The following is a 26,815-nucleotide window of genomic DNA, read 5'->3' as shown; positions in this document are numbered from 1 at the left end:
CACAACTGCAAGCAGGTGCACTGCATCTGCCGGAGGCCGCGATGAGCGCCCTCGGAAAGCTGACCGGCCGCCTTCGGGGCGGCCTTTCTCGTACCGCGGACTGGCTGCGCCTCAGGGCCAAGGAGGACGCCGTCTATGCCGCCATTGGCGGAGTGATCGGCGTGCTTGGCGGCTGGCTCTTCGTGGCCCTGTGGATCAGATAGGAGGGACCTTGCTGTACGACGCCGAGCGGCGGTGGATCGACCGGGGCGCTTGCGTCGGAGTACCGCCGGGCATCTTCTTCGCCCCGAATGGAAGCCAGTTGGACCGGGCTCCCAGCCCGATGACGCAGGCCACCTGGGACGAGGCCAAGAAGATCTGCGCCCGGTGTCCGGTCCTGGAGCAGTGCCGACGGGACACCCTGGGCGAGGAGTACGGCGTCTTCGGAGGCCGTGACGAGCACGAGCGATACCGCGAGCGGCACGCCATCGCCAAGAAGCGCCTCTGGAAGCGGTGGCCCGAGGCGGAGCGCCTCGAATGGGGTGAGCATCTGACGTATCTGCGGACCCAGGGCATCACCTGGCGGGAGATTCAGCTCCGCACCGGACTCACGGTCTCGGTGTGCGAGGGCCTGATGGGGCAATGGGCAGACCACCTCAAGTCCCTGCTGAAGGCGGACGCTGAGGTCGTCGACCTTCCATTGCCCGAGGAGCCGCTTCCCCGCACGGCCACGCGCCGACGATTTCCGGACGAGCCTGGCCGCAGGCACGCATGGGTGCGTCACGAACACCTCGTGGTGGACGCCTACTACGGCGGCCAGACCGCCGACGGTAAATGGATCAAGATGCTCTGCTACTCCGGCCGCGGAATGGTCATTAAGTGGTTCCTGGCCGAGGACGTGAAGTTCTACCACCCTCAGGATCTGTGGATCGTGGAGTACCCGGGAAGGAAAGATGCGCACGCCGCCTGAGCACATCAGCCATAGCTCCAGAGAGACCCTGGAGAGATGCGCAAAGAGCTGGTTCCTCAAGTACATGACCGAGGCCCCCCGTTCCCAGTCCGTATGGCTGGCGGGGGGCTCTGCTGTACACGAGACCACTGAGCACTACGACCTCATGTCGATGGCCGGAAACGCGGATGCCTTCCAGGCGGGCTTTGTCTGGGAGCGGCTTTTCGACATGCAGGTGGCCAAGCTCCATGAGAAGGAGCCCAACGCGAACCTGTGGCGCAAGAGCGCCGCGGAACCGCTGGAGGTCTGGCGTCAGGTCGGACTCGAATTCGTCCGGTCGTACATCGACTGGCGCGAGCGCGCCGGGTGGGAGATCTGGACGACACCCGATGGCGAGCCGGCTATCGAGCTGGATATCTCCGGTCGTCTGCCCGGCTGCCCGGTCGAGATCAAGGCGTACCTGGACCGGGTCTTCTGGGACCCACTGCTCAAGAAGCTGTGGATCGTCGACCTGAAAACCTCCAAGAGGCCGCCCAAGGACGCAGCGCAATTCGGCGTCTACGGCGCCTTGATGAAGGTCAAGTACGACGTCCAGGTGGACCACGGCGTGGCCTTCATGAATCGCAAGGGCACGCCCAGCAAGCCGTACGACATCACCGAGTACACGCCGACTGCCGTCGGCAAGGTCTTCGGCGAAGCGTGGGCACAGATCCAGACCGGCGCATTCCCCGCTGAGGGCATCGCCAAGGGCGACTGCTTCCTGTGCGACGTGCAGTCGGCGTGCCACGCCAAGGGCGGGCCGCTGGCCCACCTCTATGACCCGGACTCTCCGGGATTCCAACCTCCGTTCTGAGGAGACTCATGCTTTCCCAGCTGCTCTACGTTGTCGGCCTGCTCCTGATCCTCGGGGGCTTCGCCGTCACGGTGATGACCAAGGGGCGCCCAGAGGGCCTTGCCCTCAACATGGCCGGTGCGGCGGTCTTCTCGTACCGCTATTTCTCCGAGGACCAGCCCCTCTGGGGCTCCATTTTCCTGGCCGTCGTCGCTGCGGACGCAATCGTCTGGCGCTACCGCGTACGCAAGGACCTGGACAGGGGCTGATGCTCCCCAACTGCGACTGCGGCGCCTGCTGCGAGCAGTGCGGCCATGAGTCCAACTGCGCACGCAACGAGATCGAGAGAACGGAAGACCATGACTGACACCATGCCCGAGCAGAACGAGGACTGGAGCGACGTGGAGCACAGCGCGGACAGCGTTTACCCGGAGATGCCCGCCAACCCTCACAACCACGTCTACACGATCAGCATGGACGGCCGCGGGCCGATGATCGTCGTTCGGGGCAACACCCCGGCGGAGGTCAACGAGCGCTTCCAGGCGCTGATGGACGGCGGCGTGACCACCATCGCCGCGTCCGTGTACAGCCACATGAAGGCCGAGATGGGCGTGGCCCAGGGAATCGGCCCGGTCTCCCCGGTCCCGGCCCCCCAGGGGCCGCCGATGCCTCCGGCCGGTGCCCCCACGCCTCCGCCGTTCGGCCCGAACGTCAGCGTGCCGGGAGCCCCCGGCTACCAGGGCCCGCCGGCTCCACCGGCGCCGCCGGTCACGGCGACCGAGTACACGCAGCACGGCTGGTACCGGCTGGATGTGCCCTTCCCGAAGAAGGCCGAGTTCGACGCCATCGTCTCGCAGTACCAGATGCGCAAGGGCCGCCCCTCCGAGGGCGGACAGGTCTCCTGGAACAAGGGCGACAAGGGCGGCGTGAAGGGGTGGCACATCGATCCGCAGTACGTGGGCGCCTTCCCGCAGTTCACTCCCGTTCCCGCATGACCGTTGCATACGCCCTCTATCCCCCTTTCCCCCACACTGTGGGGCAAGGGAGAGGGGGTGAGTACATGGCTTCGAGGTCCAGGGCGTTCACGCGCCCTTCAGCGGACCCTGAGGGCCGGTTCCGACCGGTCCCGACACCGGAGCAGGTGGAGCGCGCCGGGGAGATCCGGCGGGCGCTGGCGCCCGTGCAGCCGTCCAGCATCCGCAGGCCCGATGCGTGGTGGGGTGACCACCGCGAGAGGCAGCGGGCGAACGCACCGGCATTCTGGCTCGGCTACGCCGCAGTCGTCCTGGTTGCGGTGCTGCTGATTTCGGTGCTGTAGATGCAGACGCTCTCACGTTCCGTGACGCGGGGGGCCATCGGCAAAGAGCCGTTGCCCCCCGCTTTTGCGTCCTGGGAGGCCCGTGCGATCCGCTTCCGCCGGGCCTCCATGTCGATGCTGTTCGGGCAGTCCGGGTCACACAAGACCCGGATCGTGCTCAACGCGCTGCTGAACATGAAGGTGCCCACGCTGGCGTTCAGCACGGACTCCGATCAGGACACGGTTGCCAGCCGGCTCCTTGCCATCCACGCCCGTACGCCCACGGAGACCACGGAACAGTGGCTCCGTACCGAGCCCAAGAAGTGTGCGCAGATCCTCAAGCAGTACGACTTCTTGCGCTGGGAGTTCATGCCGAGCCCGGACCTGGATGACGTCTGGCTGAGCACGTACGCGTACCACGAGACCGAGGGCCGCTGGCCCGAACAGATCGTGATCGACATCGCCTCTGACGTCGGCCACGACACGGGCGACGAATGGTCGTCCCTGCGGGACCTCATGCGCCAGGCCAAGGTCTTGGCCCGCGAGACGGAAGCGCACGTCCTGCTTGTACACCACGCCTCTGACAGCGAGCGCACCAAGCGCCCCTGTCCGAGGAAGAGCGACATGCAGGGCAAAGTCTCGGCACTGCCCGAGGTCATCGTCACCTGCGGGCTGACGAACACGGGTGATCTGCATGTGGCCTGCGTGAAGAACCGGCACGCCAAGGCGGACGCCGACGCCAACAACCACTTCCCGATGCACCTGGACGCTGCGACGTCCTTCGTCGGGGACTACGTACCGAACGTGCCTCAGCACTCGTACGCGAGCTGGGGAGAAGGAGAGGGCTGGGGATGACCGATCTCGTGCTCAAGGAGCTGCGCCTGCGTCATGCTCAGCTCGACCTTCAGGCCGAGAAGCTGCGCGTGGAGTGGCGCACCGCTCCCGCGACCGGCCCCAAGGCCGCCGCGCTCGGCAAGCGCGTCAAGGAGATCCAGGCGCAGGCGGACAACTACGCCTCACTGATCGAGCAGGCGGAGGAGATGTGATGACCGGCCCCGAGCACTACCGCGAGGCGGAGAAGCGCGTCACCGCAGCACGCAACGAGACCGATCCACAGTGGTCGCTGGTGCAGGCTCAACTGGCCCTCGCGGAGGCCACGCTCGCACTCGCCGCCGCGACTGCGCTGCCGCCCGGCGGGCCGGACTCGGCCAGCCGTAGCTACTGGACCAAGGCGGTGTACGCCTCGTGATCTTCTGTCTCGTCCGTCACGCCTGGACGGAGTGGTTCGGAGAGATCCGCGAGTGCCCCGACGACCGGACGGTCGTGGTCGAGGAGTGGTGGCGCTCCTGCCGCCGCTGTCACGCTCTGGAGGAAGTGGAGGAGGTGCTCTCGTGCCTCGTGTGATCGTGACCGGCTCACGCAAGTGGGCCAACTGGACGGCCGTCTGGGACGCCTTGAACGACGTCTACCAGACGCACGGCCCCTTCACGCTCGTGCATGGCGCCTGCTCCACCGGAGCGGACGCCATCGCCCACGAGTGGTACGAGGCCGCAGTGCAGTTCGTGCAGGTCGAGGAAGAGCGTTTCCCTGCCGCCTGGGAAGCATGGGCGGCCCGCGGCAACGTCAAGGCCGCCGGCCCGGAGCGCAATCGGCGCATGGTGGAGGCCGGAGCTGATCTGGTCCTGGCCTTCCCCCTGCCGGAGGGGACAGGCACCCAGGACACAATGCGTCTCGCCCGAGAGGCGGGCATCGAGGTGAGAGAGCACAAGCATGAGTGACCCCCCGCTCCCGCATGACCTGCCGGAGTACGTGCCCAACCACCCGCCCAAGTGGCGGGTTCAGTTGTATCGGGGCCCGTGGGGCTGGAACTGGGGCCACCAGTGCGACGCCATCACACACAGCCAGGGCCACAGCTACCTCACGTGGCGCCTGGCCCTGAAGCACGCAAACGAGCACGCACGGAGGTGCCTGTGAGCAAGAGCAAGGCCAAGGGCACCGCGGCGGAGACCGCCGTCGTGCGCTACCTCCAGAACTGGTGGCCCGCTGCTGAGCGCCGGGCGCTGTCCGGCAACCAGGACAAGGGCGACGTCGCCGGTATCCCAAATCTTGTGGTCGAGGTCAAGGCGGCTGCCACGCAGCAGTTGGCCGCGTGGACGCGCGAGACTTGGGCGGAGATGGAGAACGCCAAGGCGCACACGTGCGTGCTCGTGGTCAAGCGGCCCTACAAAGCCGTCGGACAGTGGGACGCGTACGTACCGTACGTCCTGCTCCCCTGGGACTCCGGGGATCACGAGGGCGAGAGGGAGACCGAGCAATGGGCACGTATGGATCTCCAGCTCGCCGCGGTGCTCCTGAGCGAACAGCTGGGTTTCTGATCCCCATTGCTCCCGTCCTCGCCCACTACGACGTCGAGCTGAACTCGGGCCGCTGGGGCGAGGAGCAGGTCTGCTGCCCCGTCCACGGGGACCGGCGCCCTTCGATGCGTGTCAACGCGGAGAAGGGCCTGTTCTTCTGCCACTCCTGCGGCGCCAAGGGCTCCGCCATCAACCTCATCATGCTCATGGAGGGCTGCGACCGTGCAGACGCTCTCGACCGCGCAGCGGACATTCTTCGAGCACGCGGTGTCGACGTACCAGAGCGATCTGGCGGGCGATACCAGCGCCCAGGCGTATCTGGCGGGACGGGGTCTCGCCCAGCACGCAAGTACGTTCCGCCTGGGCGTCGTTAGGCGCCCTCTCATCGGCCACGAGGCCTACCGCGGGCGCCTGGCCATCCCATACCTGACGCCTGCCGGCGTGGTGAACCTGCGGTTTAGGTGCATCAAGCCGCACGACTGCGGCAAGACCGTCCTTTGGACGGACGAGAAGGGCAAGCCCCACACCTGCACGAAGTACCTGTCCATCGAGGGCATGGCCTCGAATCTCTTCAACGTCCTGGACCTGAAGAAGGAGTCGCCGCACATCGGCGTGACGGAGGGCGAGATCGACGCCATGTCGCTCTCGCTCTCGGGCATCCCTGCAGTGGGGGTGCCCGGCGTGGAGAACTGGCAGGACTGGTTCAGCCGCTGCCTGGCGGACTTCGACGTCGTGTACTCGTTCGCCGACGGCGACATCGCCGGCCGGAAGTTCTCGAAGTTCCTCGCCAAGGAGGCCAAGGCCCGGCCCATCCGCATCCCGCAGGGCAAGGACGTCAACAAGATCTACATGGAAGGAGGCGCGGATGCCGTCCGAGCCCTCATCGCTGGATGACCGCTGCAAGTGCCATCACATACGCTTTCGCCACCAGTGGCAGGACGCAGACAGCCGGTGCTCTCATCCGGACTGCGCGTGCGAGAAGTACGAGCGCCCCGGGATCGTGGACTTGGGGCTGCCGGAGCCGCACAGTTGCGGCAACTGCGAGGGCGTAGACCCCGAGAACTGCCCCTTCAATCGCCCGGGGCTCGAAGAGCCGCCCCTCACGCCCGAGGAGGAAGAGGAGCGTCGCCCCCTCGCCCAGTGCCACTGCTGGGACCCCTGCGAGGCGTACGCGGAGACCGTGACCGCGGACACGAAACCTCAGCCTGAGCGCCGCCCTCCGTACGCCGTGGCGTACAGCGTGGACGGCCAGCTCTTCGAGGCGTACATCCCCGGGGACGCCACCGTGTGCGCCATGAACGGCGTACTCATCATCGAGCACAGCGGCAGTGTCATCAGCGGCATCACGCAGGTGCTCCCCGTGCGACAGGAACAGTGATGGCCGACATCTATCAGGAGCCCTCCTATTGGTTCTGTAACTCGTGTGGTGACGAGGTGCAGGGCGAATCGGAAGAGTGCTGCGAGGACGGCGAGAACGAAGCGAGCTACGAGGAGGACGAGGACTGATGCTGATCCTTAAGCCGACCAAGAACGGCGTGCGCTTTGAGCACTCCGATCAGGACGCGGAGACCTCGGTGTACATCGACAAGGGGGACATCGACGAGGACATGGTGCGCAAGCTCAAGCGGGTCATCGCCTTTGTGGAGGGCGGGCAGCCCGAGCCCCTCTTCACGCCTGCGCCCCCTCCCGTGAGGGGTGGCGTGGTGCTGGAGGCTTCCCAGTCCACCAACGGCTGGGCCGTCTACGCCCCGCCCGAGCTGCCCGAGCGCCTTCAGGGTGAGGTCGAGCTGGTGCAGCCCGGGGAGGAGGGGTGAGCGCGCGTGATGACTTGTGGCTGTACGCCACGGCCCTTACGTACCCGAAGCGGGAGAAGCTGGATTCCCTGTTGGACGCCTTCGCCCACGAGCTGGCGGAGGAGGTCCGCCGGGAGGGCGGGCACAGGCTGTGCCACTACGGCTGCAAGGACTACGACGCTGACCTGATCGACCCGGAGGTGAGCAGCAATGGCTGACCAGGAGTGGTACTGCGTGGAGGCTGCCGGGCGCGACGGAGGGAAGCTGCAAGGCCCTGCGGGCGACACTCGGTTTCCCAATAAGGAGGCCGCCGTGGAGGCGGCCCGCCTGGCGGCGCCGGGCTTCGCCGGCGGCCTGACCATCGCCAAGTACACCCGCAAAGAGATCAAGGTCTTCCGCGTGAGAGTGACGATCGAGGAAGCAGACGTTCCTCCAGCTCCATGAGACACTGAGTGCTCCCTCTCCAAGGGACGCTCTGGGACCCGGACTGATCATCTGGGCCTCTCCCCGGAGCAGCCCGGCGGGGCTGGCTTATGCCGGCTCCGCCGGGTGCAAAGCTTCCAGTGCGCAGCGCCTGGCCTCGGTCACGGAAACGTGGTCCACTGGAAAAGAAAACCCCCAGCCTCCGGGCTGGGGGTCTTTTTTGCGTTGTGGGCTCATCCGCCGTGGAGCACCTGCCAGAGCCCTGTGGCCCCGCCTGTGCCTACGGCGGCGGCGGCCATGGAGAACTTCCAGATCTTGGCCTCCAGGCTGGAGACCTTGGCCTTCAGCTCCACCACCTCCCGCTCCACTGTGTCGGTGCGCTGGAGTGCGACGTCCAGCCTGCCATCGAGCTTGGCGAAACCGACGTCGACGGCTCCGCGCAGATCTGCCAGAGCTACGGCAACCGTCCCTGTGTCGTCATTCATCCGGTCGCCTTGCGCCGGTTCACCACCCAGGTCTTGGCAGCAGCCAGGACCAGGGCCAGGGGCGCAGCCCACCAGAGGCTGACGTCCCCCAGCTCGACTATGCCGACCGCCAGGGCAGCCTCGGCGCCGGTCCAGCCGGCGCGCTCCACGATGTCGATGTAGTCCCTCATGTCACTCCCTCAGTGATGGTGGCCGCAGGCGGTCCAGCGCCTCGGCTGTGGCCCGGTCCAGGACGCCTGTCACCGGGAGCTTGAAGAGGCGCTGTGCACCCCGCAGGGCGGCCTCTGTGGCCGCGTCCATCTCGCCCGTCTCGTCGAGCCTCAGGGCTCGTTGAGCGGTCCGTACGGACTCGCGCTCACTGTCATTGGCAGGGCGGATGATGACACGCTCAGGAGGCCACATCACTGACCCCCGCAGGGCCAGTGCCAGGAGGCGGTGTCCTTGCTCTCGTCGTGCGGTACCTCGCGCACAGGGCGCACCGATGTCTCGCCGGGGGCGAGACAGGACAGCCAGACGGTGTACAGGTCGTCCTGCGTGACGATCGCCGCAAGGCAGCGGTCGCCGTCCCAGAAGTGCACGGTGTCCCCGACGATGGGGTCCCGCTCGGCGCGGTCGGCGGACCGTTGGCGGGCGTACGAGAGGAACGGCGTCACGTCGTACGCATCGTCCTCGATCAGTTGGTAGTCCACGTCTGCTCCTACGCAGTGATGACGTCGGCGATGGTGCGCAGCTCCACCCACAAGATCCCGCCGTACTTGGACTGATTCATGGCTGGCTGGGCTTTCTGCTCGTACCGGTAGTCGTCGATGACGACCAGGTACGACATGCCGCTTCGCAGGTCCTGATAGGTGACTGCGTCGCCGCGGGCGAAAATCTGCTCAAAGGCTTCGATGCGGGCGAGGCTGCGCCCTTCGGCGCCGACCGTCTGGCCGGCGCGGTCCTTCTCCTTGTCCATGCACAGCAGCGGCAGCGTGAAGACCCGCTGGCGCACTACGCCCGGCATGGCCTTGAGCTGCCATCCGTTGACCTCGCCACCCTGGGTGGTGTCGGTGGCCGAGCGGGTGAGCGACAGCTTGAGGGCGACCCACTCAGCAGCTGTGCTGGGCGCGGCCATGACGACGTCCTCGATAGCAAGGGCGGTGCCCTCGGCCACGGTGATGATGGACGTCTCGGCTCCGCCGGGGTCGAGCACGGAGACGCCGACCGAGCCCATCAGGCTTGTGGGCGTGGTCACCGTGACGAACTTGAAGATCTTCTTTTCCAGGGTGTTGAAGCGGACCCTGCCTGTCTCCAGGTAGCCGCTCGCCTCCAGCGTGGAGGCGGACTCCAGGTAGCTGCCCTGGCCCACCACGGCAATGGCCATGCGGTCGCTGTTGCCGAAGTTGGTGACCGAGCAGACTTCGCCGGTCACCTTGGTCTGAAGGTCCGTGGCGTAGGCGTAGCGCACGCCGGAGGACACGCCTTCGTTCTGGAGTGCCTGTCCGAGGTCGACCCGGTAGAGGCCGCTCTTGGACTCGATGCCGTTGGTGCAGGCGACGTAGAAGAAGCGGTCGTAAGCGGCAACGCTCTTCACGCCGTTGGAGTTTTCGATGAGCAGGGGCCCGTACCGGATGTCGCCCTGGTCGTCGATCTCGCCGACGCGGAAACCGCGGGAGGTGCCGATGCCGACGAAGGCGCCGAGGTAGGTGGTCAGACAGTTCACGATCTCGCCGCGGGGCAGCTGTGCTGCGAGCACGCCGCCCGAGGAGAGCGCCGGAACGGCGCCGGTGGTGTCCAGGCCGAGCTTGTAGATGTCGGACTGGCTTCCGGCGTAACCCGAGGCGTAGATGGCGTTGGTGCCCTCGGCCATGTCGGTCCAGGTCCAGGCCGAGTTGAGGTGCGTGAACTTGAGGGTCTTCACGCCCGCGCTGCTGCACTCGTTCAGAGTGTTGTCCAGGCCCACCATGATGCGGCCCTTGACCCAGCGCACGAGGGTCTTGGTGGTGCCGGTGGCTGTCCAGGCGGCGCCCACGCCGGCGCCGGTGCCCTTGTAGACCTGGACGTTGTCTGCGGCGTAGTAGTTGGTGCCGTCGGATGCAAGGCTCCGGATCGTGTTGGCTCCGCCCCAGGTGATGGTGGTGATGGCCGCGCCGGTATCGCTCTTGAGCACTGCTCCGACGGCGGACCAGTAGCGGTCCGTGCCGTCGTTCCAGCCCACCAGATGATGCTTGTCAGAGGTGCCGTCTACAATGCGCTGGCTCGTCTCGCGCAGCAGCGTGAGCTTGCCGTTGACCCAGGGGTTTACGCCGACGGATTCGGCGTATCGGATCGCGTACTGGTTGTCGTTGGACGGGTCCTGGTAGAGCAGGCCCTGGCCACCGACGAAGGTGGACTGCGAGCGCAGCCACCAGTTCGCGAGGCTCTGCTCACCCGGGATGGGCTGCTGGTCGCGCTGCTCCTTGCGGACCGGGGCACCAGCTCTGGTCATTGCGTGGTCGTTGTCGACCTTCAGCATCCACGGCATTCCGCCAAGGGCTACGTCGTACTGCACGCCCTCCAGGGCGTAGCTGCTGGAGGCGGTGGCCGTACGGCCCGAGAGGGCGAACGGGATGCGCTCAACGATTCCAGCCACAGCCCCTCCTTACGCCGCGAATGCGGACCACTGGACCTCGACTGCGGACCAGGTGGCGGCAGGGCCGCTGACGATGAGCGTGAAGCCCGACGTGGTGATCGCGCCCGCCTTGGCGGTCCACTGAAGCGTGCTGCCTGCGGTGCTGTTGATGTTGCAGCGGACGTGCGGTACAGCGCTGAACGCGGTACCGAAGCTGACGGCCGTCGTGGACGACGTCTGCGACGTGAAAGTGAAGCTGGCGGTGCTCGACTCTCCGTAGTGCGCCTTGTGGGTCTGGATGACCAGATCGTCATCCGTTTTCAGGACGTTGGCCGCGGAGCGGTAGAGGTTCGTGTCGACGGTGAATGACGTCCCATCGCCCCATCCCATGGCGCCGCTGGCTTCCACTAGGTAGCGGATGCCCGCATCCCCGCTCACGCGGGCCTGGATGGCGTCTCCGCTGGCAGCGGACTGGATGAGGCGGAAGGTGTCGTCAGTCGCCAGGACGTCCGCGCTCGCTCGGTACAAGTTGGTGTCGGCTGCGGCGTTGCCCGGCCCCCACAGGTGCTTGCCGTCCGCCTGGATCTGGAGGCGGGGCGTTGTGTCCGCTGCGACTCGGTGCGAGGTGGCAATGGTGGCCGCAGCGGCGGCCTGGAAGATGGGCGTACCGGTAAACAGGACCGCCCCTGACAGGGTCGGGGTGCCGGTGAACGTCCCGGCCAGCGAGCCGCCCCCAGAGAGGGCTGATGTGCTGGAGGAGGTGATACCCCCGGAGAAGGTGAGCGCACCGGACAGGGTGGGCGTACCAGTGAAGGTGCCCGACAGGGCGCCCGAGTTGATGGTGGGCGACGTCAACGTTTTGTTGGTGAGCGTCTGTGTGGACGTGGCGCCCACGAGGGCGCCTGTGACGCCGTGGACGCTGCTGGAGGCGTCCTCGTGCGTACGGAAGTCGGTGGCGTCGCCGGCGTGGTAGACGTGCCGTACGACGGCGCCAAGGCTGTGGCTCTGGGCGCTCGTGCCGGAGAAGGCGCGCGTGATTGTGAGCGTGGTCCCCGCAGCCGCGGTGACCTTGACCAGCTCCTCCGTGCTGGCTCCGTAATCCACGGCCAGGGTGTATGGGAAGGAGCCCGGGAAGCCCGTTGTCGCCGCAACATTCATTGTTGTGGCACCGGCCGTGATGGACCCCGACAGCGTGGTCTGTACCGCGGTGTTGCTGTAGAAGTATGCGTTCGCCATCAGGACCCCTGAAAGGTGGCGTAGTTCGGCGTCTCCTGGAACATCAGGTCTCGCTCTCTCTGTAGGCCCTCGGCGTACAGCGCCGCGTATGTCTGCACGGCTGAGGCGATGTCCCGGGCGGAGACCAGCTGTGCACGCTCGGTGGACTCCACTGACGTCTGCTGGAGTCGTGCGGAGAGCACGCTGGGCAGGAGCCGCTTGGCGGCGTCCCAGACCACGAGATCGGCCACGCGCTCCGCGTAGCCGGTGACTGCGGCGAAGTCGTCCGCGTCGGCGGACAGCGTTGACGGGGCCTTGGTGTAGACGACCCGGATGTTCTGGCCGGGCGTGACCGCATCGAAAAGCTGGATGCTCTTCCCCGTCGGAAAGTCCGTGCCGTACGCCCTGGGGTTGAGGCGCCAGTTGGGCATGGGGGCGGAGACCTTCTCCGGGCCGACCCAGCGGCCCACTACGTACCAGACGTCCTTGACGTCGGCCGGCAATGGGTACTCAATCTGCGCGGCGTTGGCCGCGAAGTCCGTCTCGTCGAAGACCAGCAGGGCCGGATACAGAGCCGTGATCGAGTCGTTGATGACGTCCTTGATGGCCTTCCTCGGGAAGGCCGGATTGCTCGTCACCAGAGCATTGATGTCGTGACTGGCCGCGGTGGTGCCTTCGGCGCCACGGCCGTTGGTCAGGCCCATGACGGTGACGGTCCCGCTGGTAGCGTCCAGTGTTTTGACCAGGATCAGCTCATCGTCGATCTCGACCAGGCCGCGGGACAAGTTCGCCACGGTGCTCTGGTCGCACGTGAAGTCCGTGTCTGACGCGCCCATCGGCGCGGTCAGCTCGGACACCGACGCCTGGTCCAGCGTGAAGCCCTTCAGCTCCCGCCGCACCCTGAGGACGAGCTGATCAAAGGTCACGGTCATGTCACGCCGCCATCATCACGGCAGTGCACGTACCGCTGCCCGAAGTGGAAGTGAGGCTGGTCCGGTAGAACCGGAACGCTTTACCGGTGCTGGAGGCCGTCACCGTGGCGGCAGCCGTGAGAGCCACCGTTGCACCGGTGGAAACCCACGTGGCGCCGTCCAGCGAGCCTTCGATCGTGAGCGTCCCGGCGAGCGTTGCAGTGCCCACGGCCACAACGGTGGCCGTGGTGCGGGCAGAGCCGCAGGAGACCGTGGCACCGGTCGCTGCGCCGGTGACGGCGCTCAGCGTCGCCGCGGCATTCTGGAGGCCCGTGGAGACCTGCAGGGCGTTGTCTGCACCGGCGTTGACGCCGTCGATGCTTACCTTCATCTCGGCCATCAGGCCGCCCCCTCCGGCATGCCCGAGGACTTGGAGAAGTCCCGGCCGTACGCCGCTCCGGCGGCGTCAGACGCCTTCAGGGCCCGCATGATCTGATTGGTCTTGGTCCCGTCGGGCTGGATGCCCTGCTTGCGGGCCTGGCGGTAGAGGGACAGCTCGTTGTCCCACTGCTTCTGGGCGGTGGCATCCCCGCCGCCGATCCCGCAGTACGCCACGCGCATGTTGGCCGCTCGGGCGCATTCGCCCCAGTTGGCGTGGTCCTGAGTCGGGCAGCCTGTGCGGCACATCAGTGCAGCTCCCCGTCCTGTGCGCCCTCGGTGCGCACGGCCAGGCCCTGGGTGGTGCGGTCAAGGATCATCTGCTCGTCCTGATTGGTGAGGTTCGAGTTCCCGCCCGGCCCCACCGGGCAGCACTTGTCTTCCATGCCGTCTCCTCAGACGTTGCCGAGCAGCGCGTACGCCTGGGCGATGCGCTGAGCGATGTAGGTGTGACCTGCGTCGGTCGGGTGCACGTCGCCGCCGGCGACGAACCGAGACGCATTGGCGGCGGTGATCCAGGCTCCGGTGGTCGCGAGCAGTACGCCGTCAGCGTTGTAGACCTTGCCGGTGATGGGGCTGATGAAGGGCAGTTTGTTGTCCGCTGCGGCAATGCGCAGCGTCTCGTCCGTGTTGATGAGCGAGTTCGCCGGCGAGCCGGACGGCGACCAGCAGCCGATGACCACGGTGTAGGAGTCCAGGCCAGAGGCGATCTGCCGGAAGTACGAGCGGGCGGCCACGTCGATGGCCGCCTGCGTCTGGCTCGCGTCGTTGTGGCCCGCCCAGATGATGAGCCGGTCAGGGGCGTAGCCGGTCACGTCGGTGACCCGGGCCTCCATCGTTCCGGAAGCGCCCGAGTTGTCGGCGATGTATCCCGTATTGCCGATGGCGACGTTCCAGGCGTCCTCGTAGCCGAGGACCCGGCAGAAGCGGCTGAACCAGGTGCCTGCGCCGCCGCCGGTGTTCTGGCTGGAGCCAGCCGACAGGGAGTCGCCGGTGACCATGACGCGCTTGCCCGTGAAGGGCACCTTCCAGATGGAATCGTTGGGGCCGATGAACACCCCGCCGAAGGGGAGCGTGTAGCCGTCGATGCGGATCTTCCGCGGTGCGGTCGAGCCCATCGCGAACTTCAGGACGTGTCTGCTGCCGACGCTGGAGGCGCCGGTGGCCGTCATCAGATCCGTGAGCTTCCGGTTGTCTACCGACATGCGGTACAGCGAAGAGGCGCTGACGTGCTTGAACAAGTACTCGAACGTCGTGGCGTCGGTGCCGAAGACCACCGACCAAACCGGGGGCGAACCCCAGGTGTAGGGGTGCCGGTTGACCGGCTGATACAGCGTGGTGTCCGGGAACGGCGTGCTGAAAGCCATTGAGCCCGTGTACGTGAAGCACGCGTTGTCAGGCGCGAAGAGCGCCTGGGCGCTCGCGATGGTGCTCGTGGACTGCTGCGCGAGCGTGATGGTGGGCGACAGCGAGGAGACGCTGTCCACCGTTGCCAGGTCCGGGAGCGTCCTGGTCAGGGTGACGTTGCCGTCCTGGCCATTGATCGAGTTGACCGGCATGTCCCCTCCTTACAGGGCAGTGAAATTGGCCTCGGTGACGCCCACACCACCCGCGATGAGCGCGGCCTTCGTGGCGTCGTTCACGACGTGCTCATGGCCGCCCATGTATGCGGTCGTGGCTGCGGCGATCTCGTCCTGCGTGGGGTAGCGCACCGCGGTGTAGATGCCGCCGTGCTCCAGGACCGTGATGCCGCGAGAGAGCTTGTAGAACCGCATGAGGGGGTTCCCTGGGACCGCCGGACCCTCGTCAACGACGGGGGTCCGGAACGTCCAGTCCATCAGGAGGAGTTGACCGTGGAGGTCGTCTCGGCCCGGATGAGGGCCTCGTTGCGGTAGATCTTCCAGCCCGCGACGCCGTACCAGCCCAGCGGCCGGAACCGGCCCAGCTTGTCCGTGATCGGACCGGCTACGACGTGGAACTCCTCCGCCACAGCCTCCGCCAGGGCCTCACGGCCCGCGTAGTAGGTACGGAAGCGGCGCACCGTGTTGTCGCCGGTGCCAGCGTCCACGGCGTTGTAGCAACGGGGGGACTCGATGTAGAAGGCGCCCTCGTAGGCGCCGATCTCACCCGCCCAGATATTGCCGGCCGCGCTGTAGTTGTGCGGGTCACGCCAGGCCGCGGCGCCGGTCTCGGCGCGCAGGTCGTGAGAGACCTCGGGATGGATCGCAGCCCAGTACAGCGAGCCCTTGCGCGGCACAGCCTTGTTGGCGCGAAGCTTGACCGGGGCCAGGCGGGCGATGGCGCTGTTGAAGCTGTCCGTCGCGGCCATCGTGGTACCGACCGGGGTGCTGACCGTGCCGTTGGTGACGTAGGAGACGGTGCCAGCCTTGCGCTGGATCACATTCGTACCCGAGCGCAGCTCGGTCTGAACCACGCGGTCCATGCTGTCCGCGGCGTTGTACGCGATGATGTTCGCGACCGCCGGGTCCACGTCGGTCAGGCTGAAGAGGTGCAGCTTGCGCGTCCTGAGGACCACATTGCCGTACTCGGTCAGCGTGATCGTGGTCGTGGTGGGGTTGCCCAGGGCCACCGAGTCGGGGTCAGTGGTCTCCGTCAGCGGCGTGGTCGCCGCCGCCAGGTCCTGATAGCGCTCCAGAACGATCGAGGAGCCGGGCGCCGTCATGTTCGCCGGACGCTTGTCGGCGACCGCCCGGAACATGGGCTGGTCACGGAGAACGAAAGAGAAGGTCTTGTCGTATGCGGTCTGCACCGCATTCGACATCGCTGAAGTGTCTGTGTACGCGTTAGCCATGGTGGCCTCTCACCCCCCAAGGGGTGCCGAAGGGACGGGGAGAGGTCAGGAGGCGTTCCAGTCGTACGGCGAACCGTGCGACTGCATCAGCTTGGCAAAGTCCTCGGGGGACTGCGCTGCGGCGATAGCCGCGGCAATCTCCTTGTCAGTGCCCTGGGGCTGGGCCACGCCTTGCGTGCCCTGCTCCATCATGCGCTGCATCTGCTCCTGACCTTCAGCCGGAACGGTCGAGGCCGGAGGCCCTGCGGGCGCCTGCTCACCTGGCTGCTCCTGCCCTTCGGCAGGGAGCTTGGCAAGAGCACCGCCGTGGGCGGTCAGCCACTCGTCCAGCTTGTCGGGCGTGCCCGTGTACAGCTCTGCTGCGTTCGGGGCGTAGCCCTTGGCCTTGAGCGCGTCGGCTACCTCGTCCTTGACCTTCTGAGCCTTCAGGGCGGCGTTCTCTGCCCTCAGCTCCTTCACCTGTCCCGAGAGCTCTGCCAGGCCTTCTCGGAACCACTTGGGTCCCTTCGGCTGGATCTCCGCCTCGCCCAGGTCCGACTCTTCGCCGGAGGGGTCATATCCGAAGCTGTACTCGCTCACTGCCACTCCCATTCGCTTCGCGGCCAGCTCGCTTCTCGGGGAAGAAGTCCGCGCTCCGCTGCCGGTCTTGACTGGGGACGGGGCCGGTAGGTCCGTCGGCGCGGGAATGTACATCTGCTAGCGCATATCTGCTAGCAGCGCTATTAGGTCTGGCGGTAGCCCGCGTTCAAGCCCTGCGAGGAGCTGCCGCGGTTGCCTGCGAACATGCCGCGCTCCTGGGACTTGAGCCGCTTGCCCTTGTCGGAGGCGCTCTCCTGCCCGAGCGTTCCCGCTCCGGGCGTGAAGACCTCCTGCTCCGCCTCGCGCTGGGTCCAGGTGGACCCGTAGCGGCCCGCGATGCCCAGCATGTCCTCGAACCCGCTGGCGATCTGCCCGTACGCCGCCTCGGCGTCGGAGGCGCTGATGCCCAGGGAGGCGTAGCTCTCCAGATCCAGGCGGTTCACGCCGAAGCCGCGCCGCAGGGCGGCGGCTCCGATGGCCCCGGCCGCGGCCTGCTTCTTGAGGATCGGCTCCGCCTTCTTGCGGTCCAGGAAGTACGCCGCGAGGTCGGATTCCCCGACTCCATACAGCTGGAAGAGCGCGCCGCGGTAGTTCGGATCGGTCTTGTTCACCGCCTCGGTGGCCATGTCCACGCGGCTCTTGATCTCGCTCGGAGAAACGTCGCCGGCGATCCACCCGCGGAGGTCCGCGGGGTTGTCGTAGAACCCCTTGGGCATTCCGGCGCTGTCCAGGATCTGCCGGTAGGCGGACTCCGCCGATAGGTACTCGGCCGGCGAGAGCACCGCCAGACCTGCCTTCGCTCGAGCCTCGTTCGCCTTGAACCGCTCCTTGTACTCGGGCGTGTCCTGGAGCAGCAGGCCGATAGTGTCGGCCCCGTAGCCCTGCTTGACGTAGTCAAAGATCCGGCCCGCGAGAGACCCGAGACCCAGCTGACCGAACATCGACTGGAGCGCGAGGTACGCATCCCGGTTGGCACCGGACAGCAGCTTGTCGTACTGACCAGCAGCCGTGTACAGCGCATTCTGCGCCGTCACCTGATTCTTCTGCGCCGCCTCCAGGCGCTGCTTGGCGAGCACCACGCGCTGGTCACGGATCTTCTTGGAGGCGGGATCCAGCCCCTTCTGGGCTGCCGCCTTCTCCAGATCTTTGAGGCGCTTCTGCTCGTACGTCAGCGCCTTGTTCCGGGCATCGAGCTGGGCTTGGGCGTTGCCCGTGTTGCCCGGCGTAGAGCCGGGCTTGGGCAGATCCAACTCGTCCTGCCACTCGGGCGGGACGTACTGCGTCGGAGTGCTCATGTCCTCACCAGGCCAATCCGAAGTCCTTGGCCACTGACCTGGCCACCGACATCATCGACTCACGGGCATTGTTGGTCTTCTTCCACAGCGGGTCTTCGCGGAGGCTGTTCTCGAACTGCCACAGCGGCATGGAGTTGCTGCCCTCTGTGCCAGGAACCTTCGCGGTCATCGCCTTGGCAACGTGGGGGTTGAAGAGGTCGACGTCCGTCTCCGGCAGCTCCAGGATCTGGCTGGCCGATTTGATGTACGGCGCCGCCAGGTCCATCACGTTCATGCCCGCCTTGATCTGATCCGCAAAGGCGCTGTACCTGGCCGCTGCCGCGGCCCTGATCTGATCCTCATAGGTGCTGACCGTCGCCCGGCCGGACACCACGGCCACAGCGTGCGACTTGTACCAGTCGCTGCTGTACGTCATGCCGTTGAGGTACGCCACCTCGTGCAGCTTGTCCCAGGCATCACCGGCTTCGCCGTACATGGCGCCACCATGGACGCTGGCTCTGGAGCCCAGCCAGTCCTTGAGCCGCGCCTCGCTCCAGCCCAGCGCCTGCGAGTAGTACGCCGCGGAAATGAGGAGGCTGCTCGCCTTGCCGGTCTTGCGATTGATCTGGTCACCGAGGCCGACCTTGACGGCCAGAGCATTCATCGACACCAGGGCCGCGGTGCGCTGCTGCTCCCAGGTCGCAGGATCCGTGAAGCGCAGAGTGATGTACTTACGCAGAGTGTCACTCTGCACCTTCCACCACTTGGTGTTCTTCAGCTTCGCCTGGAACAGCTGCGCGCTCCAGGAGCCGGACACGGCCTGACCGAAGAGCTTCTTCAGTTCGCCCGAGGAGTTGATGAGCGCGGAGGACAGGCCGTACTGCTCGGCCAGCTCCGCACTGTCCAGCTTCGGCGTCACAGGGTCCGTCCCTCCCGTGCCCCCGGAGGAGGAGCCACCCTTGTAGCCGACAGCGCGGTTGAGGACGGAGTCCACGTACGCCTTGATCGAGGGCCCGCCGGGCTGCGACCGGGTTGAGTTGTGCAGGTTCGGATTGCCGCTGTACCAGGCGCTTGCAGCGCCGCGGTAGCCGTACTTCTTGACGTAGCCGCCGAGCACGCCGCGGACCACCGCGTCCTGGGCGGCGTTGTTGGCGAGGTACTGCTGCGGCGTCAGGCGCCGCCCGTAGTACTTGGCGGTCCAGCTGGGGATGTTGGCGCCCATGACCTGGTAGCGACCGTACGCACGGTCGCCGCCGACCCAGACACCGACGGCACGGTAGTTGCCGCCGGACTCCTGCTGCGTGAGCGCCCAGAGGAACGCCTCGAAGCTCATCGCCACGTCAGAACCCCAGTCCCATGTCAGCGAGCACCTGACGGCCAATGCCCATGACCTTGTCCGAGGCTTGCTGCGTGCGGCGCCAGGAGGGGTCAGAGCGTACGGTCTGGGTGAAGTCGTGCAGGTCCATGGGGGCTGGCTGCCCCTTGCCGTCCACCCGGTTCAGGGCCGCCTTGATCTTCGGGCTGAAGGCGTCCACGTCGGTCTCCGGGAGCTGAAGCTCCTGAGCAAGCACCTGCCGGTAAGGCTGCGCCAGATCCTGGATGCTGGCCCCCGCCTTGATCTGATCAGCGAAGGCCGGGTAAAGCCCGGCCGCCTGCTGACGCATGGAGCCGGTGATCTGCTCCATGGTCGTCAGGCCTCGCACGAGGTACTGCGCATTGTTCAGGATCGACTGATTCGTGACCGCAATCCCGAGGTTGTACGCCTCCTGTTTGATGGCCTTGGCTGCCTGGCCGGCGATGCCGCCCATGGTGTGATCGGCGCCGAACTGGATGTACTTGCCGAGGAAGTCAGCCACCTGCGCGTCGTTCCAGTCCAAGTGGACCATGTTGCCGGCGAGCTGGTTCACATGCTTCTCAGAGAGGATCGCGCCGGCCCTCACGGCCATCTGGCGAGCGGCCACCCGGGCCGCCTCGATCTGCGCCTTGTACGTCGCCGGGTCGGTCTTGGCCAGCACCTGCGCCTTACGCAGGCTGTCCGTGTGGTTCTTCCACCAAGAGGAGTTCTTCACCTCGGCCTGGAACTTCTCCGGAGTCCACTGGCTCTCCACTGCGCCGTTGAGCATCTTCCATAGCTCGGGCTGGCTCTTGAAGAACGCGTACGACATGCCGTAGGTCTCAGCCAGCTCGTGAGCATCGAGCTTCGGCGCAACCTCTTCCGACTCCCCACCGCCGGACACGCTGCTGGCGGTGACGCCGCTGACCCGACGGCCGCCCATCCACCGGTCCATGTAATAGCCCTCGGACAGAGAGCTGATCTTCACCGAGGACCCGGGGCGTGGGGCATGAATGAACTTGCCCCCGCCCATGTAGATCCCCACATGATCCGGTCCCGACCGCTTCCGGTCGGTGTCGAAGAAGACCAGGTCACCCGGGCGAAGCTTGTTCGGCTGAACGGACGCACCCACGTTGATCTGGTCGTACGTCACGCGGGGCAGGTCGATGCCGTACCGCTTGAAGACCTGCTGCACCAGGCCCGAACAGTCGATGCCTGACGTCAGGGAGTTGCCTCCCCAGACATACTGCACACCCAGGCTCTTGCGAGCCAGCTCGACTATGTCTTCGCCGCGCGCCATGGGTTACCCCCGAATCCCCATCAGGTTCTCGAAGGCCCCCATGTACGTGGTGGCCGCCTGGTTGACGCCGTACTCCTTCGTCTTCTTGATCTGCTGCTCACCCAGGTAGGCCCTGCCCTCGGCAGTCATGCCGCCAGAGGACTGGGTGTCCTGGCTGAGCTGCTGGCCGGTCTCCATGTCGTACTGCGTGGTGGTGGTCTGCATGACCGGATTCGCCGCCTCAGCGGCGTGCAGAGCGGAGGCGAAGGCCCCCAGCTCTCCGGCTCCCGGGTCGCGTCCCATCAGGTCCTGAAAGAGCTTCGTGGCAATGCTCTTGGCTGTGTCCGGGTCGGTCAGGTCCGTACGGACGTCCGTGACCGCAGCGCGGCCATTGCCCAGATACACGCCGGGGCCGGCGTAGCGCTTCTCGCCCGTGACCACGTTGACCTCGAAGGCTCCTTGCTGGCGCCAGGCGTCCTTGCCAGCTCCACCAGCTGCCTTCACGTACCCCGTGAGCAGGTCATAGGGGGTGACCTCCTTGCCCGCCTGGCCGAAGCGGGAGGCGGCTTGGACGAGCTTCTTCCACTCGCCCTCGGCTTCCAGGGTGCCTGCTCCGGCTGGGAGCATCCCCCCGACCACGAGCTGAGCCAGAAAGTTGCGACGCTTCTTCTCGTCCCAGTGGTAGAACTCGGCCATCGCCTCATCCTCGGACACCCACTTGGCCACGTCCTTGGGCATGAGGCCGTACTTCTCGTCCCGCGCAGTGGGCTTGGCGAAGGTCCGGCCCATGAAGACGCGGCCCCCCGCCGTGCCGGTGCCGGAAGCACCGAGCAGCGCCTTCAGCGCCTCTAGCTCCTTGGGGTCCGGCTTTGCCGCTCTGATCGCCATCTATGCCACCTCCTCTTCCTCAAGCGCGTCGGCCATCTCCTCCACGTCAATGCCGAGATCCCGGCTCAGATACCGGCTGTGCAGGTCACCGAACCGGGTGTCCTGCTCGCGCAGGCCGTCCACGAAGCGCGTCCACTTGTGGGACAGGTCGGCGTTCGCCTGTGCCTTGAGCGTCTTGGAACCCCCGGCCAGGCCCCGGGCGGCCAGCTCCTGCGTGATCAGCTGCCGACCCATGAGATACGTGCGCAGACTCCGCAGGTCCGACCGGTGGGGATCCTTCGCCATCTCCGAGTTGGCAACCTCGGTCAGGCCCGGGATCAAACGGTCGTACTTCTTCGGATCGAAGGTGTTGAAGTCCTCTGACCACTGCTCGTTGTAGTACGGATTCACAGAGCCGTCAGGCAGCGTGGGCTCCCCGAGGAGCTTGCTCACAGCGCTCTGCATGGCCTTGAACTGCTCTGCGCCGGGGTCGGCGAAGGACTGGAAGCCAGCTGCGTGGAGCTGGGCAGTGATCGAGTTCTGGAGCTGCGTGAACTTGGCCCAGCCGCGACGGCGTTCGTTCTCCTTCATCGCCTCCTCGGCAGAGAGCTTCGTGCGCTGCATCTCCGACCCGCCGGGGACCAGCGGGTGCGTCAGCTGGTACGTGTACGCCTCCGGGCTGAAGGGCCCGTTACCCTCTGGGCCGATAACAAGGGCGCCCAGCTCGGGATTCTTGGCCAGCAGTTCCTCGTGCTTCTTGGACAGCTCCACGGCCTGCTGGGTTGCCTCGGCGCCGACCTTGTTCTTACTGGTGGCCTGGGCGAAGATGAAGAACGACTCATCGAAGCGGGCCAAGAACTCTTCATCCGCGGTCAGCGGGTTCTTGCGGCGCAGGTTGTTGTACTGATCGCGGTACATCTGGTACGCGTCCGGCTTCTGCGTCGCAAACGGTTGATTGAAGGCCGAGACGGCCGACCAGAGCCAGTAACTCCTGGTCCGGTCCGCGATCTCGCGGGCCGTCGGCATCGGCTTGCCCAGCTCGGCGTGCTCGTACGCGGCCTTCTGCATGATCTGCAACTTGACCCGCTGGTATCGCTCGTCCGTGGTGTCGTACGCGGTCAGGAAGTTCTTGACCGTCTGCGGCAAGGTCAGGTCGCCGGCCCTGCCAAGCGGGGTGTTACCCAGCAGCGGCGTGCCGGCCGTGGGGCCGAAGGGCAGAATGCCCAAGTGGCGTGCCAGTTCGGCCTGCTTGGGCTTGTCCTTGACGAACTCGTTCACGGGGATGCTGACGATGGGGCCCGTGCCCGGGTTGAAAAAGGGGTCCCCCTGGGTGATGAGGTTCATCGAGTCCTGGCTGATGGACCAGTTGCCGCTGGAGTCCATGCCGAACGCCTTGCCGATGGGGCCGTTCGCCACGAACGTGGGGATGCGCGCCATGATGCGCCGCTCGCCCTTGGGTACGAAGCGCTTCTTGCCTGTGACTGGGTCGATGACCGTCCCGTCTCGCATGAGCTTGTTGCCGTCGGAGTCCTGCGTCCAGCCGATGCTGGCCGGCGCATTGAAGAACATCCCCGCGTATCCGACTACCTGGGGGCGGTCGGCGATGATGCGGGCCCAGCGCTGCCACGCTTCCGTCGTGGCCGCGAAGAACGGCGACATGAAGCGCATCATGTGTGCGGCATCGCTGCGGTGAGCGATATCGAAGACCAGCTTGCGCGTGTCCTTCAGCGCCAGACGCCGGGCCGTCTCGGCAATGCCGTCAGCTTCGGCCTGAGTGACCTTCCCGCCCTGCTTGATCTCCTGAGAAGCCAGCGCCTTGGCGTGCCCCTCGTAGAGCTGGTTGAAGAGCGGGTGCCTGGACATGCGGTCTGCGGGCAGGGACGCCGCCCACTTGTACCACCAGTCGATGACGCGATCGACGCCTTGCGACATGCCGTTGGACCCGGCCAGGACTTCACCGAGCGCGGTCGTGTGCACCTGGAAGGGGTGATGTCCCATCTCCGCGGCCTGCTTGAGGAAGTCGACGTCCGCCTTGCCCTCCAGGGCGGCCATGCGCAGCTCCGGCGTGGGGAGGTAGTCATCCACCTCATGCTTTATGGAGGCTGCGATCCGCTCGGACGATGAGCGCACAAGGCCCAGCCGCTTGCGGTACGCCCTGCCTGCTGGCGTACGCGTCAGCCAACGCGTCATCTCCTCAACAGAGGCACCCTTCACCGCCAGCTGCGCAGCACCATCCTGCATGATCATGTGATTGATCGCCGTGTGCCAAGAGCTCACAAATTTCGCGGCGTTCTGAGGGTAGGAGATCGCAACGCCCTGCTTGCCATAGGCCTTCTGGAGGTTGCTGTGCACGACCTGCTTGTTTCGGGCAAGCATGGTCCTCAGAGAGTCGTCCGAAGAGATCATCTTCTGGAAGTACTCGCCGCGCTCGCCAGCGAAGGCCGCGGGGACCACCACTCCAGGGGCTACTTCTGGCTCCCTGTACAGCTGGCTGGACTTGCGAAACCCAAGTTCGCCGGCCGTCTTCAGGCGCTCAATGTCGGCAAGCGCCGCCTCTCGGCGGGCCTGCAGGTCATCCAGCCTCTCAGAGAGAGCGTCATGCGAGTGCTGGCGCCACGTGTTGCCTGCTTCAAATTCCGCTCGCAGCTCGTTCATGCGCGGCTGAAGAGCGGCAATCTCCTCGTCGATGTACTTAACGCCCTCACGGGCGGCAGCCTGCTGAGCCTCGTAGTGACGTGCCGGCTTCCAGTGGGCCAGATTGGTTGCCAGGTTCTTGACGCCGTAACCGGCGCGTACGGCCATCGTTGCCGCTCCAAGGCGGGCCATCTGCCCGGCGATGTCGTCGCCGAGCACGCGAGGGATGTAGCCCAGCCTGAAAAGAGTGCCGAACTTCCACAGGTGCGAGAGGTAGTCCAGCGAGCTGACCATCCAGTCCGTGTTGCCGGCGCTGGCCGTCCGCAGCGCCTTCAGGGCGCTGCCATGCCGCTTCAGCGTGGTGTCCAGGGCCTTCAGGTCGATCATTACGTGGTCGTTGGCAAGCTTGGTTACCAGGTTGGGATGAACGCTGAGCTTGCCGCCCTCCGTCATGAACTCGTCCAGATGCACCTTTTCGCCGGGGAAGGCTCCCGCCGAGTACCGACGCAGTTGTTCCTGGCCGCCCTGGATGTTCGCCTGGTACTCGCGATACAGCTTCGTCGCTTCGTCGTTGGTGAAGCCGTGCTTCTCGGCCACCTTCTTGACGCCCAGGCGCTGGACGTTCTCCAGGTAGTCCAGCCGCTCGCCTTCAGTCGTGGTCTTGAGGTAGTCATTCAGCAGGCTCTGCCGGATGTTCGAGCCGATGCCTGGGATGCGGGCCAGGTGTCCGCGCAGCTCGTCCACGGCTTCCGGGTGGATGTCATCTACGGCGATAAGGCCGTTGGGGTGCGACTCCTTGAACGAACGGACCACGACAACATTCGGGCCGAAGAAGTCCTTCGCATAGATCCGGGCAGTACCCAGACGTGACTGCGGCGTACCTGCCGTACCTAGGGCGGGACCGGTGCGGTAGTTTGCGCCAGCTGTGGTACGGCGCTCCGCCCTGGCGAAGGACCAGCGAGTGAGGTTGATGGCGTCCAGCTCGGCGTAGTGAGCAAGCGTCGCCTCGTACCGCGCAACCAGTTCGTCATCAGCGTTGATCTGCTTGGTCAGGGACTCTCGACGGCTCTGAACCAGGGCCTCTGCGCGCGGGTTGTTGTGCGCGATGACTCGCGGAAGCGCCAAGTCCAGCTCGGACAGGCGTGCCGTGTCCTGCTCCATCCGCTGCGCCGCAGCCGCGTTGCGCTCTTGAAGGAGAGCGCGGGCCTCCACGTCGCCCAGGGTGGTGCGGAGGAAGAGATTCACCTCCTCGGGACTCTTCAGGGTGGAGATGATGCCCCCGGCCCGGGGCCCCAGAGCGCTCTTCTTGAACATGGACAAGTTGTTGATCAGGGCCGGATTCTCGCGGTTGGCCCAGAGGAAATCCTGAGCCTTGCCCATGTTCGAGTTGGCCATGATGGTCTCGATGTCGTCCTTACCCCACCCGCCCTTCGGGCGGGGCTGGACGATGGTCGCCTCCCGTACGGCGCCCACTGCCTTGCCGCCCAGAATGATGGGGTCCAGCCACCAGCGGGCCGCGAAGTCGGTAGCCCCGCTGGCGAAGGTGAACCACGAGTGATCCCGGCGCATCTGCTCCACGGCGCGATTGCCGACCTGCGGCATCCCCGCCTTGCTCAGCAATTCCTGCTGCTCATCCTCGCTCATGTCCCGCCACCCGGGGGGCAGGGCTGACTCGGCTGGCTGGGCGTACAGCGGCCGGTCCTTCAGGAGTTCCTGGACCTCCTGGTGGTCGGCCCAGAATGCCTGCCCAGGGCTGACATGCTCGGCGACGTGCCACGAGCGAGACCAGTTCGACCCCTTGAATGCCTCGCTGATGCCGTTCCTCTCGGCGTTGGTGCCGGTAAGCAGGAACGTGCTGATCGGCTGAGAAATGCCGTTGTCGTAGAGCCAGGTCATGCCATGGAGAACCTTCTCCAGGCCGTGAAGCACGGGCGTGCCCAGGTTGCGAGAAACGACGTTGTTGGGCGTGCCTCGCTCTTGCCGAATCGGCACGCTCTTGCCGTTGACCGTCGTGTACTTAGTCTCTTCGTCCTCAACGCCAAAGACGTTGTCCTCGACCCAGTCACCCGCGTCCCGCAGGAAACCGCCCTCGCCGAAGATCTCGTTCAGGAAGCCGCCAGTGCCCACTCAGACTCCCTCGGGGAAGGACATCCCCTCCGGGGGGTAGACGTCGATCGAGGTCGGGCTGACCTGAAGACCGTAAGCAAGGCCGTACCCGACCAGATCGGGGTCGGCCCCGTTGAGGGCGAAGTCGAAAGCCAGCCCTGGCGCGTCGGGGAAGAAGGCGGCCATGTTGCCCAGCTGGTTGAACCAGTCCATCAGGCGTACCCCTTGATCTGTCGGACCAGGTTGCGAGCCGCCTTCGAGGCGCCCGGCTGGTTGGCCATGTGCTCCAGCACGGGCAGATATGCCACCAGGCGCTTCATGTCCTCGCCCGGCTGATTCGGCAGACCCAAGGCCTCAAGGCCCGGTCCGTCACCCAGGGCAGCACCGGCCGTGATCGGCTCGTCCGGAAGCTGCGTCGGCTCACCGAAGCCAATCAGCCCTTCGGTGACGTCAGCCGGCGCCGGTGCGCCGACATCACCACCCGGCGACGCCGACAGGGGCGCCGCCTGCTGAAGCTGCTCCAGATTCTGGCGGTCGCCGTACGCCCCGCCCGAAGGCGCGCGTACGGGCTGGCCCGGACCGCCGTCCGTCCGCTTGCTCAGCGCCCCCGGCCCGGAGACCGGGGCAGGGGAGCCGGGCTGGCGGTATCCACCACTCGGCATGAC

The 26,815-nt window shown here is 66.2% G+C and carries 39 protein-coding genes and 1 pseudogene; 19 read left to right on the top strand and 21 right to left on the bottom strand.

All coding sequences use genetic code 11. The annotated features are described in order from the left end of the window. Positions 1 to 41: 41 nt before the first annotated feature. The 19 genes and pseudogenes from ACZ7J0_RS03300 to ACZ7J0_RS03210 all read left to right on the top strand — a co-directional run bounded on the left by ACZ7J0_RS03300 (position 42) and on the right by ACZ7J0_RS03210 (position 7,648). Positions 42 to 203, top strand: a complete 162-nt coding sequence (locus tag ACZ7J0_RS03300) for a hypothetical protein (protein ID WP_470883486.1) — start codon at positions 42 to 44, stop codon at positions 201 to 203. An 8-nt stretch (positions 204 to 211) separates the two neighbouring features. Then, complete coding sequence (locus ACZ7J0_RS03295; RefSeq protein WP_470883484.1) at positions 212 to 949, top strand: WhiB family transcriptional regulator; 738 nt, start codon at positions 212 to 214, stop codon at positions 947 to 949. Next, positions 933 to 1,781 carry a RecB family exonuclease gene (locus tag ACZ7J0_RS03290; RefSeq protein ID WP_470883483.1) on the top strand — a complete coding sequence of 283 codons (849 nt, stop codon included), beginning with the start codon at positions 933 to 935 and terminating at the stop codon, positions 1,779 to 1,781. The genes ACZ7J0_RS03295 and ACZ7J0_RS03290 overlap by 17 nt, the downstream gene beginning before the upstream one ends. An 8-nt stretch (positions 1,782 to 1,789) precedes the next feature. Further along, positions 1,790 to 2,029, top strand: coding sequence for a hypothetical protein (locus ACZ7J0_RS03285; RefSeq protein WP_470883481.1), 240 nt, complete (start codon positions 1,790 to 1,792; stop codon positions 2,027 to 2,029). 90 nt (positions 2,030 to 2,119) lie between these two features. Beyond that, positions 2,120 to 2,755 (top strand): hypothetical protein, encoded by a 636-nt coding sequence (locus tag ACZ7J0_RS03280; protein ID WP_470883479.1) that lies wholly within the window; start codon positions 2,120 to 2,122, stop codon positions 2,753 to 2,755. A gap of 146 nt (positions 2,756 to 2,901) precedes the next feature. Next, entirely contained in the window at positions 2,902 to 3,078 is a 177-nt protein-coding gene (locus ACZ7J0_RS03275; RefSeq protein ID WP_470883477.1) for a hypothetical protein, read from the top strand. Then, positions 3,079 to 3,912: an AAA family ATPase gene (locus tag ACZ7J0_RS03270; RefSeq protein ID WP_470883476.1), complete on the top strand. Its 834-nt coding sequence runs from the start codon at positions 3,079 to 3,081 to the stop codon at positions 3,910 to 3,912. Next, on the top strand, positions 3,909 to 4,103 hold the full coding sequence (locus ACZ7J0_RS03265; protein WP_470883474.1) for a hypothetical protein: 195 nt from the start codon (positions 3,909 to 3,911) through the stop codon (positions 4,101 to 4,103). Before ACZ7J0_RS03270 ends, ACZ7J0_RS03265 begins: the two co-directional genes overlap by 4 nt. Beyond that, complete coding sequence (locus ACZ7J0_RS03260) at positions 4,103 to 4,306, top strand: hypothetical protein (RefSeq protein ID WP_470883472.1); 204 nt, start codon at positions 4,103 to 4,105, stop codon at positions 4,304 to 4,306. The genes ACZ7J0_RS03265 and ACZ7J0_RS03260 overlap by 1 nt, the downstream gene beginning before the upstream one ends. Then, positions 4,303 to 4,461 carry a hypothetical protein gene (locus ACZ7J0_RS03255; RefSeq protein ID WP_470883470.1) on the top strand — a complete coding sequence of 53 codons (159 nt, stop codon included), beginning with the start codon at positions 4,303 to 4,305 and terminating at the stop codon, positions 4,459 to 4,461. The genes ACZ7J0_RS03260 and ACZ7J0_RS03255 overlap by 4 nt, the downstream gene beginning before the upstream one ends. After that, positions 4,449 to 4,835: a DUF2493 domain-containing protein gene (locus tag ACZ7J0_RS03250; protein ID WP_470883469.1), complete on the top strand. Its 387-nt coding sequence runs from the start codon at positions 4,449 to 4,451 to the stop codon at positions 4,833 to 4,835. The genes ACZ7J0_RS03255 and ACZ7J0_RS03250 overlap by 13 nt, the downstream gene beginning before the upstream one ends. A gap of 192 nt (positions 4,836 to 5,027) precedes the next feature. Next, a complete protein-coding gene (locus tag ACZ7J0_RS03245) occupies positions 5,028 to 5,432 on the top strand; it encodes a hypothetical protein (protein WP_470883467.1) in 405 nt (134 codons plus the stop codon). Beyond that, a pseudogene (locus ACZ7J0_RS03240) lies at positions 5,372 to 5,608 on the top strand (CHC2 zinc finger domain-containing protein); the annotation flags it as partial. The gene ACZ7J0_RS03245 and the pseudogene ACZ7J0_RS03240, both read left to right, overlap by 61 nt. Positions 5,609 to 5,633: 25 nt before the next feature. Next, the gene (locus ACZ7J0_RS03235) at positions 5,634 to 6,305 is read left to right on the top strand and encodes a toprim domain-containing protein (RefSeq protein WP_470883465.1); all 672 of its coding nucleotides are present in this window, start codon (positions 5,634 to 5,636) and stop codon (positions 6,303 to 6,305) included. A gap of 112 nt (positions 6,306 to 6,417) precedes the next feature. Next, entirely contained in the window at positions 6,418 to 6,789 is a 372-nt protein-coding gene (locus ACZ7J0_RS03230) for a hypothetical protein (RefSeq protein ID WP_470883463.1), read from the top strand. After that, positions 6,789 to 6,917 carry a hypothetical protein gene (locus ACZ7J0_RS03225; protein ID WP_470883461.1) on the top strand — a complete coding sequence of 43 codons (129 nt, stop codon included), beginning with the start codon at positions 6,789 to 6,791 and terminating at the stop codon, positions 6,915 to 6,917. Before ACZ7J0_RS03230 ends, ACZ7J0_RS03225 begins: the two co-directional genes overlap by 1 nt. Then, positions 6,917 to 7,225, top strand: a complete 309-nt coding sequence (locus ACZ7J0_RS03220) for a hypothetical protein (protein ID WP_470883459.1) — start codon at positions 6,917 to 6,919, stop codon at positions 7,223 to 7,225. Before ACZ7J0_RS03225 ends, ACZ7J0_RS03220 begins: the two co-directional genes overlap by 1 nt. Further along, positions 7,222 to 7,422: a hypothetical protein gene (locus ACZ7J0_RS03215; RefSeq protein WP_470883457.1), complete on the top strand. Its 201-nt coding sequence runs from the start codon at positions 7,222 to 7,224 to the stop codon at positions 7,420 to 7,422. Before ACZ7J0_RS03220 ends, ACZ7J0_RS03215 begins: the two co-directional genes overlap by 4 nt. After that, positions 7,415 to 7,648, top strand: a complete 234-nt coding sequence (locus ACZ7J0_RS03210; RefSeq protein ID WP_470883455.1) for a hypothetical protein — start codon at positions 7,415 to 7,417, stop codon at positions 7,646 to 7,648. The genes ACZ7J0_RS03215 and ACZ7J0_RS03210 overlap by 8 nt, the downstream gene beginning before the upstream one ends. A 212-nt stretch (positions 7,649 to 7,860) precedes the next feature. Here the strand turns inward: ACZ7J0_RS03210 and ACZ7J0_RS03205 are convergent, their stop codons facing one another. The 21 genes from ACZ7J0_RS03205 to ACZ7J0_RS03105 form a co-directional block, all read right to left on the bottom strand. After that, complete coding sequence (locus ACZ7J0_RS03205; RefSeq protein WP_470883453.1) at positions 7,861 to 8,112, bottom strand: hypothetical protein; 252 nt, start codon at positions 8,110 to 8,112, stop codon at positions 7,861 to 7,863. Further along, on the bottom strand, positions 8,109 to 8,282 hold the full coding sequence (locus ACZ7J0_RS03200; protein WP_470883452.1) for a hypothetical protein: 174 nt from the start codon (positions 8,280 to 8,282) through the stop codon (positions 8,109 to 8,111). Before ACZ7J0_RS03200 ends, ACZ7J0_RS03205 begins: the two co-directional genes overlap by 4 nt. Before the next feature lies 1 nt (position 8,283). Further along, on the bottom strand, positions 8,284 to 8,514 hold the full coding sequence (locus ACZ7J0_RS03195) for a peptidoglycan-binding domain-containing protein (RefSeq protein WP_470883450.1): 231 nt from the start codon (positions 8,512 to 8,514) through the stop codon (positions 8,284 to 8,286). Beyond that, positions 8,514 to 8,801: a hypothetical protein gene (locus tag ACZ7J0_RS03190; protein ID WP_470883449.1), complete on the bottom strand. Its 288-nt coding sequence runs from the start codon at positions 8,799 to 8,801 to the stop codon at positions 8,514 to 8,516. The genes ACZ7J0_RS03195 and ACZ7J0_RS03190 overlap by 1 nt, the downstream gene beginning before the upstream one ends. 8 nt (positions 8,802 to 8,809) lie before the next feature. Next, positions 8,810 to 10,723: a hypothetical protein gene (locus ACZ7J0_RS03185; protein ID WP_470883447.1), complete on the bottom strand. Its 1,914-nt coding sequence runs from the start codon at positions 10,721 to 10,723 to the stop codon at positions 8,810 to 8,812. Between the two features lie 9 nt (positions 10,724 to 10,732). After that, entirely contained in the window at positions 10,733 to 11,938 is a 1,206-nt protein-coding gene (locus tag ACZ7J0_RS03180; RefSeq protein ID WP_470883445.1) for an H-type lectin domain-containing protein, read from the bottom strand. Beyond that, positions 11,938 to 12,849 carry a phage adaptor protein gene (locus ACZ7J0_RS03175; RefSeq protein WP_470883443.1) on the bottom strand — a complete coding sequence of 304 codons (912 nt, stop codon included), beginning with the start codon at positions 12,847 to 12,849 and terminating at the stop codon, positions 11,938 to 11,940. Before ACZ7J0_RS03175 ends, ACZ7J0_RS03180 begins: the two co-directional genes overlap by 1 nt. 1 nt (position 12,850) lies before the next feature. After that, positions 12,851 to 13,228 (bottom strand): hypothetical protein, encoded by a 378-nt coding sequence (locus ACZ7J0_RS03170; RefSeq protein ID WP_470883441.1) that lies wholly within the window; start codon positions 13,226 to 13,228, stop codon positions 12,851 to 12,853. Beyond that, the gene (locus tag ACZ7J0_RS03165; RefSeq protein WP_470883439.1) at positions 13,228 to 13,515 is read right to left on the bottom strand and encodes a hypothetical protein; all 288 of its coding nucleotides are present in this window, start codon (positions 13,513 to 13,515) and stop codon (positions 13,228 to 13,230) included. Before ACZ7J0_RS03165 ends, ACZ7J0_RS03170 begins: the two co-directional genes overlap by 1 nt. Further along, positions 13,515 to 13,652: a hypothetical protein gene (locus ACZ7J0_RS03160; protein WP_470883437.1), complete on the bottom strand. Its 138-nt coding sequence runs from the start codon at positions 13,650 to 13,652 to the stop codon at positions 13,515 to 13,517. The genes ACZ7J0_RS03165 and ACZ7J0_RS03160 overlap by 1 nt, the downstream gene beginning before the upstream one ends. A gap of 9 nt (positions 13,653 to 13,661) precedes the next feature. Beyond that, complete coding sequence (locus tag ACZ7J0_RS03155) at positions 13,662 to 14,825, bottom strand: SGNH/GDSL hydrolase family protein (protein ID WP_470883436.1); 1,164 nt, start codon at positions 14,823 to 14,825, stop codon at positions 13,662 to 13,664. A gap of 9 nt (positions 14,826 to 14,834) precedes the next feature. Continuing rightward, the gene (locus ACZ7J0_RS03150) at positions 14,835 to 15,041 is read right to left on the bottom strand and encodes a hypothetical protein (protein ID WP_470883434.1); all 207 of its coding nucleotides are present in this window, start codon (positions 15,039 to 15,041) and stop codon (positions 14,835 to 14,837) included. 62 nt (positions 15,042 to 15,103) lie between these two features. Beyond that, the gene (locus tag ACZ7J0_RS03145) at positions 15,104 to 16,078 is read right to left on the bottom strand and encodes a N4-gp56 family major capsid protein (RefSeq protein WP_470883432.1); all 975 of its coding nucleotides are present in this window, start codon (positions 16,076 to 16,078) and stop codon (positions 15,104 to 15,106) included. Positions 16,079 to 16,123: 45 nt separating this feature from the next. Then, positions 16,124 to 16,657 carry a hypothetical protein gene (locus ACZ7J0_RS03140; RefSeq protein WP_470883430.1) on the bottom strand — a complete coding sequence of 178 codons (534 nt, stop codon included), beginning with the start codon at positions 16,655 to 16,657 and terminating at the stop codon, positions 16,124 to 16,126. A 143-nt stretch (positions 16,658 to 16,800) separates the two neighbouring features. Further along, on the bottom strand, positions 16,801 to 17,952 hold the full coding sequence (locus ACZ7J0_RS03135; protein ID WP_470883428.1) for a hypothetical protein: 1,152 nt from the start codon (positions 17,950 to 17,952) through the stop codon (positions 16,801 to 16,803). A 4-nt stretch (positions 17,953 to 17,956) separates the two neighbouring features. Continuing rightward, positions 17,957 to 19,270: a hypothetical protein gene (locus tag ACZ7J0_RS03130; protein ID WP_470883426.1), complete on the bottom strand. Its 1,314-nt coding sequence runs from the start codon at positions 19,268 to 19,270 to the stop codon at positions 17,957 to 17,959. A gap of 1 nt (position 19,271) precedes the next feature. Beyond that, positions 19,272 to 20,564: a C40 family peptidase gene (locus ACZ7J0_RS03125; RefSeq protein ID WP_470883424.1), complete on the bottom strand. Its 1,293-nt coding sequence runs from the start codon at positions 20,562 to 20,564 to the stop codon at positions 19,272 to 19,274. A 3-nt stretch (positions 20,565 to 20,567) separates the two neighbouring features. Further along, positions 20,568 to 21,431, bottom strand: a complete 864-nt coding sequence (locus tag ACZ7J0_RS03120) for a hypothetical protein (RefSeq protein WP_470883422.1) — start codon at positions 21,429 to 21,431, stop codon at positions 20,568 to 20,570. Beyond that, positions 21,432 to 26,171: a hypothetical protein gene (locus ACZ7J0_RS03115; RefSeq protein WP_470883421.1), complete on the bottom strand. Its 4,740-nt coding sequence runs from the start codon at positions 26,169 to 26,171 to the stop codon at positions 21,432 to 21,434. Beyond that, positions 26,172 to 26,363: a hypothetical protein gene (locus ACZ7J0_RS03110; protein ID WP_470883419.1), complete on the bottom strand. Its 192-nt coding sequence runs from the start codon at positions 26,361 to 26,363 to the stop codon at positions 26,172 to 26,174. Then, complete coding sequence (locus tag ACZ7J0_RS03105) at positions 26,363 to 26,812, bottom strand: hypothetical protein (RefSeq protein ID WP_470883417.1); 450 nt, start codon at positions 26,810 to 26,812, stop codon at positions 26,363 to 26,365. The genes ACZ7J0_RS03110 and ACZ7J0_RS03105 overlap by 1 nt, the downstream gene beginning before the upstream one ends. Positions 26,813 to 26,815 lie beyond the last annotated feature (3 nt).

The sequence above is a fragment of the Streptomyces sp. NPDC038280 genome (assembly GCF_055600045.1).
Note: the sequence above shows the minus strand (reverse complement) of the source record. Positions and strands in the feature narration are given on the sequence as shown.